Consider the following 15794-nt stretch of genomic DNA (forward strand, 5'->3'; position numbering starts at 1 on the left):
CCTAGGGCCCACTAGTGTGGCGGGATGCACGTGGTTGAACTGGAAGGCGTAGGTGTCCGGGTCGTCGGCAAAGCGCTACTGGACGGCGTCGATTGGCAGGTGGACTACGGCGATCACTGGGTGATCCTCGGCCCCAACGGCGCGGGGAAGACGACGCTGCTGTCGCTGGCCGCCGCCGTACGGCATCCCACCGAGGGCACCGTCAAGGTGCTGGGGCACCGGCTCGGCCGGATCGACCTGCGGGAGCTGCGCCGCCACCTCGGCCTGGTCGCCGAGAGCCAGCGGCTCATCGACGAGGAGCTGCTGGAGGAGGAGGGCGCGACCGCGCACACCGTTGTCCTCACCGGGCACACCGGCACCAGCGCCCCGCTCTGGGACAAGTACGGCGACGCCGAGCACGACCGCGCCCACCGGCTGCTGGCCGACCTCGGCTGCAAGGACCTCGCCGAACGCAAGTTCCGGGTCTGCTCGCAGGGGGAGCGGGCCAGGATCAGGGTCGCCAGGGCGCTCATGGCCGACCCCGCGGTGCTGCTGCTCGACGAGCCGTTCGCGGGGCTCGACCTGCCCGCCCGCGAGGACCTCATCACCGCCGTCGAGGACCTCGCCGCCACCAGGCCCGTGCTGACCACCGTCACGGTGACGCACCACCTGGAGGAGGTGCCGGCGACGACCACCCACGCCATGCTCATGCGCGACGCGCGCGTGCTGGCCGCGGGGCCGGTGGCCGACGTGCTCACCCCGGCCCATCTCAGCGACTGCTTCGGCCGTCCCCTGCAGGTGGACCGGGTGGACGGGCGCTGGTACGCCAGGGCCGCCCGTTCCTGAGGGCGGTCGTTCAGAGCTCGACGAGGCGGCCCGCGACCACCAGCGCCACGTACTCCGACTCGGCGGCCAGGCGTTCGTTGAGCCGCCCCAGCGCGTCCCTGAACGCCCGCCCGCTCGCCGTCATGGGCACCACGCCCATCCCCACCTCGTCCGACACGGCCACGATCGGCTCCGGCGCCTGCCGCCACGCCGCCACCAGGTCGTCGCAGCGGCCGGCGACCGGCGCGCGGTCGCTTTCCCAGGCGCCGTGCTCGTCGAACACCGCCGCCAGCCAGGTCCCCAGCCCGTCGATCAGCAGCGGCCCGGTCGCGGCGCGGATCGCGGCGACCAGGTCGGTGGTCTCGGCGGTGCCCCAGTGCGCCGGCCGCCGCTCCCGGTGCGTACGCACCCGCGCCGCCCACTCGCCGTCCGCTTCTGCGGCGGGTCCGGTGGCCACGTACGTCACGTGCGGCTCGGCCGCCAGCCGCAGCTCCGCCTCGGCCGACTTGCCCGACCTCGCCCCGCCCAGCAGCAGCGCGCGCCTGACCGTCCTGGACGGCTCCTGCGCGGCCCGTCCCGGTACGACGTCCAGCTCGGTGCCGTCGGGGACGGCGATCGCGCCCCACAGCCGCAGCCGCCTGGCCAGCTCCTCCTCCGACCGGACCCGGTGATCGAGCCCGACCGCCACCACCGTGGTGGCCGCGTCCACCAGCCCGGCCCGGCGTAGCTCCCCGAGGCGTTCCGGGTGGTCGAGGAGGTCGATGAGCACGAGGTCGTACCTGGTGGACTCGCCGGACGGGACAGCCTGTCCCTGGGGGAGGTACAGCAGCCGGGAGCCGTCGGGGGCGGTCAGTTCCTGGCCGCACGTCCAGGGGGGCGGGGCGGCGCCGTCCACGACGAGGCCGAAGGGGCGGCGATGGGCGGGCGGCAGGGCGGCGCAGGAGGCGCAGCGGCATCCGGGCTCCGGCCAGCCGGCGCCTCCCGCCGTACCGGTGAGAAGGACCTTCACCGCGCCGAGCGTACTGCGAGGGGATCGGGCGGCTTACCGGCCGGCGCGGCGGCGGGCGGTGACGGCCGTCCCGGCGGCCAGCAGGGCCAGCGCGCACGCGCCGCCCACGATGAGCGCGACCGGCACCCCGTCTCCGCCGGTCGCGACCGCCGCGGCGGCGGCGCCCTGAGCCACGCTCGGGTAGCCGTCCACGGACACCACCCCGCCCGCCGCGTCCACCCGCACCCGCGCGGACGCCGCGAGAAGCTGAGCAGTGGTGGCGTTCTCGGCACCCGCCACGCACGCGGGCGGCACCCGCGCGGGCGGCCGGTCACCGGGATGGGCGTCGGCCTCGGAGTCGCCGAAGTCCACCGCGAGCACCACCCGTTTGTGCCCCGACCCGGCCGTGTCCCTGCCGCACACCGTCTCGAACGCGGGCAGCTCCCCGCCGGGAGGGTCCCAGGAGGCCGAGAAGCGCCAGCCGATCACCGAGCCGTCCGGCGGGGAGTCGCCGGCCGTGGCCGCCAGCCACGCGGTCCCATCGCTCGTCCAGACGCTCCACGCGCGCGTCCCGCCCTGCTCAGGTCGGGCCGGAGGGGGTGAGGCCAGGGCCGGGGAGGGGAGACAGAGGAAGGCGGCCACTCCGAGGGCGACCCCTGCCACAACACGATACGCGCGCAGCATCGATTGACCTCCAAGCTCGGGAGTAGGGTTCCAGTGCCTGCGGAGGGTGCGCCGGCGAACCCGCGGAAAAGGAGCGTATGGCATGACATGGCGATGGCGTTATGAAAATGCAAATGGTGGTGAGGTAACCGATCGCCCTTTGCCGCGTGAGGTTTTTCCGAGCCAGGCGGACGCGGAGTCCTGGCTGGGGGAGAACTGGCGTGACCTGCTGGAATCGGGAGTTGAGCAGGTCGCTTTGCTCGATGAGGACCGCGTCGAGTACACGGGTTTGGCATTGCGTCAGGAGTGATTCCCGGATAACGGAAAACCCCTTGAGCATTCTGTGGCTCAAGGGGTTTTCGTTACTTCCGGCGCGTCACGGACGCGAAGGCGGGCTCTGCGTCTTGGCCGGGTCGCGCTCGACGGCCGAGCCGAGCACGTCGTCGATGCGCTTGAGCACGTCGGCCTCCAGCTTGACGCCGGCGGCCTTGACGTTGTCACGCACCTGCTCGGGCCGGCTGGCGCCGACGATGGCGCTGGAGACGTTCGGGTTCTGCAGGACCCACGCGATGGCCAGCTGGGCCATGCTGAGCCCCAGGTCGGCGGCGATCGGCTTGAGCTCCTGGACGCGGGTGAGCACGTCGTCGTTCATGAACCGCGCGATCATGGCGCTGCCGCTCTTGTCGGTCGCCCGCGAGCCCTCCGGCGGCTGCTGGCCGGGCAGGTACTTGCCGGTCAGCACGCCCTGGCCGATCGGCGACCAGACGATCTGGCCGACGCCCTCCTGCTCGCACAGCGGCACGATCTCGGACTCGATGACCCGCCACAGCGCGGAGTACTGGGGCTGGTTCGACACGATCCGGTCGAAGCCCATCTCGTCGGCGATCTTCAGGGCCCGGGCGATCTGGTCGGCGGTCCACTCGCTCACGCCGACGTAGAGGACCTTGCCCTGGCGCACCAGGTCGTCGAACGTCTTGAGGGTCTCCTCAAGCGGGGTCTCGGCGTCGAACCGGTGCGCCTGGTAGAGGTCGACGTAGTCGGTCTGCAGGCGGCGCAGCGAGCCGTGGATCGACTCGGTGATGTGCTTGCGGGACAGCCCGCGGTCGTTCTTGCCGGGGCCGGTCGGCCAGTAGACCTTGGTGAAGATCTCCAGCGACTCCCTGCGTACGCCCTTGAGCGCCCGGCCGAGCACCTCCTCGGCCTTCGTGCCCGCGTAGACGTCGGCCGTGTCGAACGTGGTGATGCCCTCGTCGAGCGCCGCCTGCACGCACTGCTTGGCGGCGTCCTCCTCGACCTGGGAGCCGTGGGTGAGCCAGTTGCCGTAGCTGATCTCACTGACCATGAGACCGCTGCGACCGAGGTGACGGAATTCCATGCATCAGACCTTAATCCCGGCACATGGGATGATCCGATTCGGGATAGGGTGCGCGACGTGCTGAAGCTCGTACGGTTCGCGCTCACGGCGGCCATCCTGACCGCGATCGCGGTCCGGCTGCGCCGTCGCGCCCGCATGCCCGACAAGCGGCCCGTCCCGCAGAGCCCGGCTCCCGCCGTCCGCCGTACGGGGATGGGGCTCGTGTGGGTCGCCATCGCGGCGATCGTGGTGGTCACCCTGACGGCCGCGCTGGTGCCGGGCAGCACAGGGAGGGCCACGCCGGAGCCCACCGGCCCGCCGCCGATGACTCAGGACGAGGAGAGGCAGGTGTCCCTGCGGGCGCAGACCGCCGTCCAGCAACCGCTCCCCACGCCTGCCGAGATCCCCGACCCCTCCTGCACGCCCGCGCCCCGCCCCGTGACCGTCCGGCCCGTCGATCCGAAGGTCAGGCGGGCCGTGAACCGGCAGTGGGTGCGGATCGAGCGGTGGCTGAAGGCGAACGCGCCGCGTACGTACCGGACGCTGGGAGCGCCCGGCAAGGCGCGCACGATCGCGATCGCCGAGGCGCAGATGGGCCTGGACTTTCCCGACGACCTGCGCGCCTCCCTGCTGCGCCACAACGGCTCGAAGGGGGCGCGGGGTTTCGGATGGGTTCCTTGGCCCTCCGCCGCTGCGCCGAACCTCAGCGTCCGCGAGATCAGGGACGCCTGGCGCCACATGTGCGGCCTGGACCGCACCGACCGCGGCGACGACCCCTGGGCGGAGTTCTGGAGCGGCCGGATGATCCCGTTCCTGCTCTTCTCCGACGGGGAGGACGAATCCGCGCCGTACGCGCTGGTCGACTCCACGACCGGGGAGACCGGCTGGGACGACCCGATCGCCGGCTCGGGGCCGGCGATGCCGTCCTTCTACGCGCTCATGCGGGCCGTCGCCGACGCCCTGGAGCAAGGAACTCCGGTCGAAGGCTGGCGGCCCGCGGTCGAGCGAGGCGTGCTGCGCTGGGAGAACGTGGAGTACGGCAACCCGTAGCAGCCCGCGGCTACCGCTTGGGCGGCACCGGCTTGCCTCCGGGCAGCACCTGCGGCGGCGGGAAGCGCAGCTTGCGGATCTGCAGCGCCCGCATGGCCGCGTAGAAGCCCACACCCTTGACGCTCTCGTCGGGCAGCTTCTCCGCCACCAGCTTCTTCACCTTCCACGACACGTAGACCGAGGTGAAGAGCACGCCGATCATCATGATCGGCCAGCCGATCGTGACGACGTAGCCGAGCACCTGAGCCCGGATCGCCATCGGCCAGGGAACCCATGTGGCCAGCAGGATGACTAGCGAGAACGGCAGGAAATACTGGCTCGGCAGCCGCCGCGAGTCGACCCAGTCGCGCGCGAACTTGCGCGCCGGGCCCTTGTCTCGAACGGGAAGATACCGCTCGTCACCTGCGAGCATGCCCTGACGGGCCCGATCGCGCTCGGCGGCCTGCTTGGCCCGCATCTGCCTGTACGCCTCTTTGCGGTCTTTCGGCGCGGAGACGTACTGGCGCCGCTTGCCCTCGGCTTCACGGCGCTTGGGTGTGGGACGACCTTTACCCTGGGGCTTAGGATCGTCAACGGGGACGGGGGTGTCGTCCACGGAGGTCTGGGAACGGCGTCGCAACACGCGTCAACCCTACCTGGAGTGCAACTTAGTGACGCCCCCGTGCGTTATGCGTAGGGTAATCCCAAGGCGGCTGCGCTGCATTTGGGATTGACACCAGCACGACCTAGAAGGGGACGGCCGACGCGCATGAGCGTGATGAAGAGACTTTCGATGATCTTCAAGTCCAAGGCCAACAAGGCCCTGGACAAGATGGAGGATCCGCGCGAGACCCTTGACTACTCCTATCAGCGGCAGCTCGAGCTGCTGCAGAAGGTGCGTCGTGGGGTGGCCGACGTCGCCACCTCGCGCAAGAGGGTGGAGCTGCAGATCAACGGTCTTGAGAACCAGGCCAGGCGTCTGGAGGAGCAGGGCCGCAAGGCGCTGTCCGTGGGGCGCGAGGATCTCGCCCGTGAGGCGCTGCAGCGCCGGTCCAGTCTGCAGACGCAGATGGCCGACCTGAAGGTGCAGCACGACAACCTGCAGGCCGAGGAGGAGAAGCTGACGACGGCTTCCCAGCGGCTGCAGGCCAAGGTCGACTCCTTCCGCACGAAGAAGGAGACCATCAAGGCCACGTACACCGCCGCAGAGGCGCAGACGCGCATCAACGAGGCGTTCTCCGGCATCTCCGAGGAGATGGGCGACGTCGGCCTGGCGATCCAGCGCGCCGAGGACAAGACGGCGCAGATGCAGGCCCGTGCGGGCGCCATCGACGAGCTGCTGGCCAGCGGCGCGCTCGACGACTTCAGCGGCACCCGCGGCGACGACATCCAGGCCGAGCTCGACCGCATGGGCGGCGGCATGGACGTCGAGCTGGAGCTGGCCAGGATGAAGGCCGAGCTGGGCCAGGGCCCGGCGCCGAAGTCGGCGATCGAGCAGGGCCAGCCGCAGCAGCAGGCCCAGCCGCAGCCGCAGGCGCAGCCCCAGCAGCAGGGCGGCACCCAGCAGTACCGCCAGCCTGGGGAGGGCGCATGATCGTCAGGATCATGGGCGAGGGTCAGGTGGAGATCTCCGCCGACGACATCTCGGTCCTCAACGAGCTGGACAGCGAGCTCGAGGCGGCCATCGAGGCCGCCGACGAGAAGGCCTTCAGGGTCAAGCTGCACGCGTTGCTCGACAAGGTGCGCCACGTGGGCAAGGCGCTCCCCGACGACAGCCTTGAGCCGTCAGAGCTGATCCTTCCCCCCGCGGACGCCTCGATCGAGGAGGTCCGGGAGATGCTGGGCGACCAAGGCCTCATCCCGGGCTGATCGCGTGCGTACGCGGTTCGCGTCCGACCGTGGCCTGACCAGCCGCATGGTCGTGACGATGTTCCTGCTCGGGCTGCTCTACGTGGTGTTCGTCGGCGTCCTGATCGCCCTGGGCGTGCGGGCGCTGACCGTCCTGCTGCTGGCGGGCGGCCTGCTGCTGGTGCAGTACTTCCTGTCCGACCGCATCGCCCTGTTCGCGATGCATGGGCGGGAGGTCTCCCCGCAGGAGGCCCCGGAGCTGCACGGCCTGATCGACCGGCTGTGCGCGCTGGCCGATATGCCCAAGCCGCGGGTGGCGATCGCGGATTCAGACGTCCCCAACGCGTTCGCCACCGGCCGCAACCAGAAGAAGGCGGTCGTCTGTGTGACGACCGGCATCCTGCGCCGCCTGGAGCCACAGGAGCTCGAAGGCGTGATCGCTCACGAGCTGTCCCACGTCGCCCACCGCGACGTGGCCGTCATGACGATCGCCTCGTTCCTCGGGATCGTGGCGGGGCTGATGACCAGGTTCGCGCTCTACTCCGGGCTCGGTGGCCGCCGCAACGGCGGCCAGGGAGGGCTGCCCGTCGGCGCGATCGTCCTGCTCGTCTCCGTCATCGTGTACGCCGTCAGCTTCCTGCTCACCCGCGCCCTGTCGCGCTACCGCGAGCTGGCGGCCGATCGGGCGGGCGCCCTGCTCACGCAGCGGCCCTCCGCCCTGGCCAGCGCGCTGACCAAGGTGAGCGGCGAGATGGCCAGGATCCCGACCCGCGACCTGCGCGAGGCGGAGCCGTTCAACGCCTTCTACTTCGCCCCGGCGCTGGCCAACAGGCAGAGCGTGGCGAACCTGTTCTCCACGCACCCGTCGCTGGAGCGCCGGCTCGAACAGCTCTCCGACATCTCACGCCAACTCGGAAGGGGCTGAGCACGCACATGGGCTGGCTCGACGCGCTGCTGGGCCGGTCGAAGCCGGTCAAACCCAACCTCGACGCGCTGTTCGCGCTGCCGTCGGCGGCCGTGACGCTGCAGGCGGCGACCGGGCTGGCGCCCACCGGTCTCGGCTCCGTGGCGTTCAGGGCCGCGGAGGGCGGCGCCTTCGCCACGGCGGAGAGCGACGCCAAGGCGCTGCTGGGCGAGCGCGTCGAGGAGTCCGACGACGGATACGGCTACACCTGGCTGCTGGTGCGCCGCACGCCGGAGTCGCTCGGCGACCTGGTCACCGAGCTGCACGCGGTCAACTCCACGCTGGAAGGGGCCGGGTTCGGGCCGTCGCTGCTGTGCTCGCTGGTGTCGTTCGCCGACCCGGACGGCAAGCGGCTGGCCGTCGTGTACCTGTACAAACGCGGCACCTTCTACCCGTTCGCCCCGCTGCCGGGGCAGAAGCGCGACAACCCGCTCGAACTCCAGGCCAGGGGCGCTCTGGAGGGCGAGCTGCCGTTGGAGAAGGACCTCAGCCGCTGGTTCCCCGTCTGGGGCGCTCCAGGTCTCTGACCGGGGCACTCATCGGCTCCAGTGACCCATGGTGATCTAATTGTCACGTGGAGCGAAGGTTGTTCGTGCTCGCCGCCGGCGCGTTCATCGTGGCGGCGGTGCTCGGCAGCGCCTGGGTGACCGGCCAGTTCACCACGCCCACCGTCGACAGGACCGAGGGGTACGTCAGCGAGCTCGCCGCCGTCGACCAGCCGTGGACGCGGCTGTTCCGGATCAGCGACGTGCTGTCCGGGGTGGCCTGCCTGGCCGGGGTGGCCCTGGTGCCCAGAACTTCCCGCGAGCGTTCCCAGGAGCCTTTCCCGGAGCGTTCCCGGGAGTGTTCCTGGGAGTGGGCGGGCTGGCTGGCGCTGGCCGCGTTCGGGCTGCTCACCGCCGCGGGCGGGCTGTTCCCGCTGGACTGCGCCGCGCTCAGCGACCCCCTGTGCGGGCAGCGGGGGACGTCCCCCGCGCACGTCGCGCACGCTCTGACGCGGGTGCTGGGCACGGGGGCCGTGCTGTGCGCCATGGTGCTGCTCAGCGCGCGGTGGGGGGCGCGGGCGTCGTGGCTGTTCACCTGGCTGACCCTGGCCGCCACCCTGCTCACCGTCGTCACGCTGGTCGTCGGGCGCGGGGTCGGGCTCGCGCACCGGGCTCAGCTCACGATGGTCGCCGTCTGGCTGGTGTACGTCGCGCTGCGGCTGCTCGTCGCCGACGAACCCGACGAGACCGGGCCCCGGATCGCGCCCGGGCGGCTGGGCGGGGTGGGCGGCGCACGCGTCCGCGCCGATGACGCACCCGCCTGGAGCGGTGACGGTGACGGCGGGGCTGAGCACGCGTCGGCTGCCTGTGCGGGCCACGTAGAGACAGGCGGCGGAGGTGGGGAGCCGCACGTCGTGGTGCAGGGTGAGGGGCCCGCGGTCCTGATCACGGCCGGGCTCGCGGGCGCCTGGTTCCACTGGGACGCGGTGGCGGCGCGGCTCGCCGCAGGCCATCGCGTCATCCGGTTCGACCGGCCAGGGCTCGGGCTCAGCCCGTGCGCGCCCGTCCCGCCCACCCTGTACGGCGAGGCCGCCCGCCTGGCCGCGCTGTCGCCCGCACACCCCCAGCAGGTCACACTCGTCGCGCACGGGGTGGCGTGCTGGCACGCGGAGGCGTTCGCCAGGCTGCACCCCCTCTGCCTGGCCAGACTCGTGCTGGTGGAGCCGGCCTGCGCAGGCGAGCGCCGGCCCCTGCCGTTCGCCGGGACCGCCGGGAGGTGGCTGCCCGCGCTCGGCCGCACCTGGGGCGCCGCCGCCCTGGCCCGCCTGACGGGCCCGCCCGCCCACCGTCTGCTCGCCGGGGTGCCCGACCCGTCTGGGGTCTACGGCACGGGCCGGGTGCTGGCGGCGGTGGCGGGGGAGTGGCTGGCCCGGCGTCGCATGGCGCTCGACCTGCGTACATTGCGGGCCGAGAAGCCGTTCCCTGACGTGCCGGTCACCGTGCTCAGCTCCGGCGATCCCGACGGGTGCGTGGAGCGGCTGGCGGGCGAGCTGGGCGCCGAACACGTCCACCTGCCGCAGACCGGCCCCCGGCTCCAGCTCCGCGCCCCGCAGGCCGTCGCCGACGCCGTCGCACCAGCCTGAGCCGCACTCCGCAGACCGGCCGTCCACGCCTGCGCCCGCCCAGGTCGCGTCCGCCGCTCGGATCGCGCGCCGCCCGCCGGATCGCGTGCCTCTGGGTGGGCTGCGCTGCCCGGGTCGTACGGTGCTCGGTTCGGGTGCGCCGTCGGATCATGCGCCCTGCGCGTCCGGTGTGCCGCCCGTGGCACGCCGGCGTCCGGGGAAGGTGGCGCCGCTGGGGTCACGTGCGCCGCTGGGTCACGTGCGCCGCCTGGGTCGCGTGCGCCTTACGTGCGCTGCCGGGGTCGCGTGCGTCGACGCCGTTACCTGAGCCCGCCGCCGCGTGCCCGGTGGGGTGCCTTGCGTGAACACATGACGGATCCCCGGACCAGCCACCACAATGGCGGGAAAGACGCCATATAGGGGAGTCGCCAAATGCCGGACCTCGCGGCCCTGAGGCCAGGGGACCCCGCGACGGTGGGTGAGTACAGCCTGGCCGGGCGGCTGGGCGAGGGCGGCCAGGGCATTGTCTACCTGGCCACGGGCCCCGGCGGCACGAAGGCGGCGCTCAAGCTGTTGCGCGCCGACCTGGCGGGCGACGCCGAGGCGTCGGAGCGTTTCGTCCGTGAGGTGGCGATGGCCAGGCGGGTGGCGCCGTTCTGCACCGCCCAGGTTGTGGAGACGGGCCTGTTCGGCGGCCGGCCGTACATCGTGAGTGAGTACATCGACGGCCCCACCCTGACCGACGTCGTACGCGAGCAGGGCCCGCGTTCCGGCACCCCGCTGCACCGGCTGGCCATCGGCACGGTCACCGCGCTGGTGGCCATCCATCAGGCCGGGATCGTGCACCGCGACTTCAAGCCGTCGAACGTGCTGCTCGCGCCCGACGGCCCGCGCGTGATCGACTTCGGCATCGCCAAGGCGCTCGACCTGAGCTCCACGCTCACCGGCGCGGTGATCGGCACGCCCTCGTACATGGCGCCGGAGCAGCTCACGGAGTCGGGGCCCGGCCCGAAGTCGGATCTGTTCGCGTGGGCGTGCACGCTGCTGTTCGCGGCGTCGGGGCAGGCGCCGTTCGGGCAGGACAGCGTGCCGGCGGTGGTCAACCGGATCCTGCACGCCGAGCCCGACACCTCCTGTTTGACCGATCCCGCCCTGCGCGCGCTGGTCACGGACTGCCTGGCCAAGGATCCCGCCCGGCGGCCGACGTCGAGCGAGGCGCTCATGCGCCTGCTCGGCCACGTCCCGGCCGCCGCGCCCGTGGAGCCTCCCGGTCTGGGCACGCCGCCGCCCGCCGCCGCCTCGGGCCTGCTCAGAGAAGGCACGGCCGCAGCCGCCCAAGGCACGTACGGGCCCGCCGCAGGCACGCACGGGGCCGCCGCAGGTTCGTACGAAGGGGACGCAGGCTCGTACGAAAGCGGAGCCGGCACATATGGAGGCGCGGCGGGTGCGTACGGGCTGGCGCCCCACCCTCAGGGCCAGGTCACGCGGCGGGCGGGGCGCGGGCGTACCGGGTGGGTGGTCGCCGGTGGTGTCGTGGGGGTGCTCGTGCTCGCCGCGGCGGCCACGTTCGCCGCCGTACGCCTGTCGGGGATCCCCGAGCGCACCACGTCCCCCACCCCGAGCAACGCGGCGATCACCACCGCCCCGGCCCCGCCCGCCGGCCGCCCGCTCACCCTGCCCGGCACGTCCGTGAAGCTGGAGGAGCGCGACGGCGACCCGATCAGGCTCGCCTCCTACACCGTGGACAGCGGCAAGCGCCTCTACGTCAGGAAGTTCGCCACCGGACAGTTCGCCCCCGACCTGCGCTACTTCGAGTACGCACTCGACCCCGCGACCAACATGGCCCTGGGCACCGACGTGGACTACAGCGCCGACCTGTACTCCACCGTGTCCATCGTCGACCACGTCAGCGACAGGAGCCGCGTCGTCCCGCTCAGCCCCAAGCCGATCTTCCCCACCACCCCCCGCTGGTCGCCGGACGGCAAGTACGGCCTGGTCACCCTCTACAAGGGCAGCGACGGAGACTCGGCCGAGTACGGGTTCGGCATCATCGACGTGGCCGCGGGGACGGGCCGGGCATTCGAGATCGGCGACGCGGGCGCGGGGGAGTGGCGCTTCTTCTGGGACGCCGGCGGCCGATCCGTGGGCACCTGGACGGGCGGCCGGATGCGCTTCTACGACCTGAACGGCAAGGCGGTGCGCACCCTGTCCGGCGTGGGCACGCCCGTGTGGGTGGAGGGCGACGACGTCTCGCCGTCCGGCACCCGCTTCCTGGCGCACTGCACGCCGGCGGGCACCGCGCTGTGCGCGAGGACCACCTCGGGCGGCGACGCGCAGCCGATCAGGATCCCGGTCACCAGCAACCGGCTGATCGGCTGGTGGGACGACGACCACCTGGCGGTCTGGCGCAGCAGGGGCGCCGGGTACGAGGCGGTCGTGGTGGACCTGTCGGGGCAGGTCGGCAGGGTGCTGGCGACGGCGCCGGAGAAGGCCGAGTTCGACAAGATGGGCTTCCGGTTCAGCCGGGTCTCCCCGTGACTTCGCGCGCCGTTCTAGGATCAAGGCCTGAGGCATCCCGGAGGGAGCTGGGCCCGTGGACATCACCGTGAGCGGCGAGGGCTCCGTCCTGGTCGCGCCCGACATGCTGCGGCTGCACGCGGGGGTCGAGGTCCGCAGGGCCTCGGCGGGGGAGGCGTTCGCCGCCGTGCGGGCCGCCGCGGCCCGGCTGGCGGAGGCGCTGAGGCAGGTGGGCATCGCGCCGGACGACATGTCCACGGCGGAGCTGTTCCTCGGCCCCGAGTACGAGTCCTACCCGAAGGTGTCGGCGTACCGGGCGGCGCAGGGGCTCCAGGTCGTCGTCCGCGACCTCGGCCAGGGCGACCAGGTCATCGACACCGTGGTGGGGGTGGGCGAGGAGGCCAGGCTGCACGGCGTGGCGTTCGAGGTGGCCGAGCCGGGTGAGGCGCTGGCGGAGGCCAGGGTGAAGGCGTTCAGGCAGGCCGCGGCCAAGGCGGCCCAGTACGCCGAGCTGGCCGGCCGGCCGCTGGGCCGCGTGGTGGAGGTGCAGGAGGTGACGGGTGCGCCGCCGGTGCCGATGCGGCAGATGATGGCCGCCGAGACCATGGCGGCCGGGGGCGACGCCTCGATCAGCCCCGGCCGCCAGAGCCTAACCGTGCACGTGCGGCTCGGCTACGAATTCGCCTGACTCAGGCGGCTACGGCAGGGCCAGCATGCGGTCGAGGGCGACCTTGGCCCAGTGGGTGGTGTCGGAGTCGACGGTGATCTGGTTGACGACGTCGCCCAGCACCAGCGACTCCAGCGCCCACACCAGGTGCGGCAGGTCGATCCTGTTCATGGTGGAGCAGTAGCAGACCGTCCGGTCCAGGAACGAGATGTTCTTGTCGGGGAAGGTCTGGGCCAGCCGCTTGACCAGGTTCAGCTCGGTGCCGATGGCCCAGCTCGACCCGGCGGGGGCGGCCTCCAGCGTCTTGATGATGTGCTCGGTGGAGCCCACGTGGTCGGCCTTGAGCACGACCTCGTGCCGGCACTCGGGGTGCACGAGCACGTTCACGCCGGGGATGCGCGCGCGTACGTCGTCCACGGACTCGGCCGTGAAGCGGCCGTGCACCGAGCAGTGGCCGCGCCACAGGATCATCCTGGCACGCTGGAGCTGCTCCTGGGTCAGGCCGCCGTTGGGGCGGTGCGGGTTCCACACCACGCAGTCGTCCAGCGACATGCCCATCTCCAGCACCGCCGTGTTGCGGCCCAGGTGCTGGTCGGGCAGGAACAGCACCTTCTGCCCCTGCTCGAACGCCCAGTCGAGGGCGCGGCGGGCGTTGGAGGAGGTGCAGACCGCGCCGCCGTTCCTGCCGCAGAAGGCCTTGATGTCGGCGCTGGAGTTCATGTACGTGACCGGCACGACCTGGTCGGCCAGCCCGGCGTCCTCCAGGGCTTCCCAGCATTCTTCGACCTGGTCGAACGTGGCCATGTCGGCCATCGAGCAACCGGCCGCCAGGTCGGGCAGGATCACCTTCTGGGCGTCGGTCGTCAGGATGTCGGCCGACTCGGCCATGAAGTGCACGCCGCAGAAGACGATGAACTCCGCCTCCGGCCGCGCGGCGGCCTGCTGCGCGAGCTTGAAGGAGTCACCCGTCACGTCGGCGAACTGGATGACCTCGTCACGCTGGTAGTGGTGCCCGAGCACGAACAGGCGGTCGCCGAGCGCCTGCTTCGCCCTGCGCGCGCGGTCCACCAGCTCGGGGTCAGAGGCGGGCGGCAGCTCGCCGGGACAGTCGACCCCCTTCTCGCTGTGCGGATCGGCGCCCTGACCGAGGACGTAGAGCGGCAGTCCAGTCTGGGTAGCCATGGCCAAACCCCCTTATCGTCGCTTTGACGATACTCATCATGACACATGGCCTCCCGTGGTTATTCCGGGGGAGTGCGCCCCGGGAATGTGTGGCATCGCCCAGGTGTTGGTAGCGTCATTAGTAGGACGTCGGAAACAGACAGCCGGGTTAGGGAGTCAGCAGATGACGGTTGAGAGCAGCGAGACCACGGCACAGGGCCTGATCCTGACTGACGCGGCCGCCGCCAAGGTCAAGAGCCTGCTCGAGCAGCAGGGCGAGGAAGGTCTGCAGCTGCGGGTCGCCGTGCAGCCGGGAGGTTGCTCCGGCCTGCGCTACCAGCTCTTCTTCGACGACCGTTCGATGGACGGCGACGTCGTGTCGGACTTCGGCGGTGTCAGCGTGGTCACCGACCGGATGAGCGCCCCCTACCTCATGGGCGCCTCCATCGACTTCGTCGACACGATCGAGAAGCAGGGCTTCACGATCGACAACCCCAACGCGACCGGCTCGTGTGCTTGTGGAGACTCCTTCAACTAGGGCTCGACCGGCGCTCGAGGCAGGTCCCGTTCGCTTTGTGCGAGCGGGGCCTTCGCGTATTCTCGTGGGGCCCTTTGGCCTGCTGACAACGAGGAAGAAGAATCCCGTGCGCATTGCCGTGACCGGCTCAATCGCGACAGACCATCTGATGACCTTCCCAGGGAGCTTCGGCGATCAGCTCATCGCCGAGCAGCTCGACAGGGTGTCACTCTCGTTCCTGGTCGATGATCTCCAGATCCGTCGCGGCGGCTGCGCCGCGAACATCGCCTTCGGAATGGCCTGCCTCGGTCTCAACCCGATCCTCGTGGGCGCCGTCGGCAACGACTTCGCGGACTACCGCTCCTGGCTGGAGCGTCACGGCGTGGACTGCGACTCCGTGCACATCTCCGAGACGCAGCACACCGCCCGGTTCCTGTGCACCACCGACGAGAACCACAACCAGATCGCCTCCTTCTACACCGGCGCCATGGCCGAGGCGCGGCTCATCGAGCTGCAGCCCGTCGCCGCCCGCGTGGGCGGGCTCGACCTGGTGCTGATCAGCCCCAACGACCCCGACGCGATGCTGCGCCACACCGAGGAGTGCCGCCAGCGCGGCATCCCCTTCGCCGCCGACATCTCCCAGCAGCTCGCGCGCATGGCGGACGAGCAGATCCGCCAGCTCGTCGACGGAGCCGCCTACCTGTTCTCCAACGACTACGAGAAGGGGCTCATCGAGCAGAAGACCGGCTGGTCCGACGAGGAGATCCTCGGCCGGGTCGGCGTCCGGATCACCACGCTCGGCCCCAAGGGCGCCGTCATCGACCGTCAGGGCGAGCCGTCCATCCAGGTCGCCCCCGCCCCCGAGCGCGGCAAGGCCGACCCCACCGGCGTCGGCGACGCCTTCCGCGCCGGCTTCATGTCCGGCCTGGCCTGGGGCCTGTCGCTGGAGCGGTGCGGGCAGATCGGCAACCTCACCGCCACGCACGTGCTGGAGCGGGTTGGTGGGCAGGAGTACGAGCTGGGGCAGGCGTCCTTCCTGGAGCGTTTCGGCGCCGCCTACGGGGCCGACGCCGCCGCCGAGATCGGCGAGCACGTCCGCTGCTACCACGCCTGAGCAGGCCTGAGCACGCCGCGAGCATGCCGGGACGGGCGGCCACGTGCGGTGCGACCGCGTC

General features: G+C 71.6%; 17 protein-coding genes. 12 read left to right on the forward strand and 5 right to left on the reverse strand.

All coding sequences use genetic code 11. The annotated features are described in order from the left end of the window. Nucleotides 1-24 precede the first annotated feature (24 nt). Nucleotides 25-825, forward strand: a complete 801-nt coding sequence (locus ABD331_RS32710; RefSeq protein ID WP_344483201.1) for an ABC transporter ATP-binding protein — start codon at nt 25-27, stop codon at nt 823-825. Nucleotides 826-835: 10 nt separating this feature from the next. Here the strand turns inward: ABD331_RS32710 and ABD331_RS32715 are convergent, their stop codons facing one another. After that, nucleotides 836-1813, reverse strand: coding sequence for a bifunctional adenosylcobinamide kinase/adenosylcobinamide-phosphate guanylyltransferase (locus tag ABD331_RS32715; protein WP_344483204.1), 978 nt, complete (start codon nt 1811-1813; stop codon nt 836-838). 33 nt (nt 1814-1846) lie between these two features. Continuing rightward, a complete protein-coding gene (locus ABD331_RS32720) occupies nt 1847-2476 on the reverse strand; it encodes an SCO2322 family protein (protein WP_344483206.1) in 630 nt (209 codons plus the stop codon). Nucleotides 2477-2558: 82 nt separating this feature from the next. Here ABD331_RS32720 and ABD331_RS32725 point away from each other — a divergent pair, with 82 nt between their 5' ends. Next, nucleotides 2559-2765, forward strand: coding sequence for a hypothetical protein (locus ABD331_RS32725; protein WP_344483208.1), 207 nt, complete (start codon nt 2559-2561; stop codon nt 2763-2765). A gap of 66 nt (nt 2766-2831) precedes the next feature. Here the strand turns inward: ABD331_RS32725 and ABD331_RS32730 are convergent, their stop codons facing one another. After that, nucleotides 2832-3830, reverse strand: coding sequence for an aldo/keto reductase family protein (locus ABD331_RS32730; protein WP_344483211.1), 999 nt, complete (start codon nt 3828-3830; stop codon nt 2832-2834). Nucleotides 3831-3887: 57 nt separating this feature from the next. Here ABD331_RS32730 and ABD331_RS32735 point away from each other — a divergent pair, with 57 nt between their 5' ends. Continuing rightward, the gene (locus ABD331_RS32735; RefSeq protein ID WP_344483213.1) at nt 3888-4859 is read left to right on the forward strand and encodes an SMI1/KNR4 family protein; all 972 of its coding nucleotides are present in this window, start codon (nt 3888-3890) and stop codon (nt 4857-4859) included. A 10-nt stretch (nt 4860-4869) separates the two neighbouring features. Here ABD331_RS32735 and ABD331_RS32740 read toward each other — a convergent pair whose 3' ends face one another. Continuing rightward, on the reverse strand, nt 4870-5454 hold the full coding sequence (locus ABD331_RS32740) for a DUF3043 domain-containing protein (protein WP_262379922.1): 585 nt from the start codon (nt 5452-5454) through the stop codon (nt 4870-4872). Nucleotides 5455-5607: 153 nt separating this feature from the next. Here ABD331_RS32740 and ABD331_RS32745 point away from each other — a divergent pair, with 153 nt between their 5' ends. The 7 genes from ABD331_RS32745 (at nt 5608) to ABD331_RS32775 (ending at nt 12962) form a co-directional block, all read left to right on the forward strand. Continuing rightward, complete coding sequence (locus tag ABD331_RS32745) at nt 5608-6432, forward strand: PspA/IM30 family protein (protein ID WP_344483218.1); 825 nt, start codon at nt 5608-5610, stop codon at nt 6430-6432. Then, complete coding sequence (gene pspAA, locus ABD331_RS32750) at nt 6429-6707, forward strand: PspA-associated protein PspAA (RefSeq protein ID WP_148438034.1); 279 nt, start codon at nt 6429-6431, stop codon at nt 6705-6707. Before ABD331_RS32745 ends, pspAA begins: the two co-directional genes overlap by 4 nt. A gap of 4 nt (nt 6708-6711) precedes the next feature. Continuing rightward, a complete protein-coding gene (gene htpX, locus ABD331_RS32755; RefSeq protein WP_344483223.1) occupies nt 6712-7611 on the forward strand; it encodes a zinc metalloprotease HtpX in 900 nt (299 codons plus the stop codon). 8 nt (nt 7612-7619) lie between these two features. Then, nucleotides 7620-8177, forward strand: a complete 558-nt coding sequence (gene pspAB / locus ABD331_RS32760; protein WP_344483226.1) for a PspA-associated protein PspAB — start codon at nt 7620-7622, stop codon at nt 8175-8177. A 47-nt stretch (nt 8178-8224) separates the two neighbouring features. Further along, complete coding sequence (locus ABD331_RS32765) at nt 8225-9778, forward strand: alpha/beta fold hydrolase (RefSeq protein WP_344483229.1); 1554 nt, start codon at nt 8225-8227, stop codon at nt 9776-9778. Between the two features lie 411 nt (nt 9779-10189). Next, nucleotides 10190-12295 carry a protein kinase domain-containing protein gene (locus ABD331_RS32770; RefSeq protein ID WP_344483232.1) on the forward strand — a complete coding sequence of 702 codons (2106 nt, stop codon included), beginning with the start codon at nt 10190-10192 and terminating at the stop codon, nt 12293-12295. A gap of 55 nt (nt 12296-12350) precedes the next feature. After that, nucleotides 12351-12962 carry an SIMPL domain-containing protein gene (locus ABD331_RS32775; protein ID WP_344483234.1) on the forward strand — a complete coding sequence of 204 codons (612 nt, stop codon included), beginning with the start codon at nt 12351-12353 and terminating at the stop codon, nt 12960-12962. Nucleotides 12963-12971: 9 nt separating this feature from the next. Here ABD331_RS32775 and nadA read toward each other — a convergent pair whose 3' ends face one another. Then, the gene (gene nadA, locus ABD331_RS32780; protein ID WP_344483237.1) at nt 12972-14123 is read right to left on the reverse strand and encodes a quinolinate synthase NadA; all 1152 of its coding nucleotides are present in this window, start codon (nt 14121-14123) and stop codon (nt 12972-12974) included. A 163-nt stretch (nt 14124-14286) separates the two neighbouring features. Here nadA and erpA point away from each other — a divergent pair, with 163 nt between their 5' ends. After that, nucleotides 14287-14640 carry an iron-sulfur cluster insertion protein ErpA gene (gene erpA, locus ABD331_RS32785; RefSeq protein WP_043638338.1) on the forward strand — a complete coding sequence of 118 codons (354 nt, stop codon included), beginning with the start codon at nt 14287-14289 and terminating at the stop codon, nt 14638-14640. Nucleotides 14641-14746: 106 nt separating this feature from the next. After that, entirely contained in the window at nt 14747-15733 is a 987-nt protein-coding gene (locus ABD331_RS32790; protein WP_344483255.1) for a carbohydrate kinase family protein, read from the forward strand. The last annotated feature ends 61 nt before the right edge of the window (nt 15734-15794 follow it).

Source organism: Nonomuraea monospora (assembly GCF_039531895.1).
GTDB lineage: Bacteria > Actinomycetota > Actinomycetes > Streptosporangiales > Streptosporangiaceae > Nonomuraea > Nonomuraea monospora.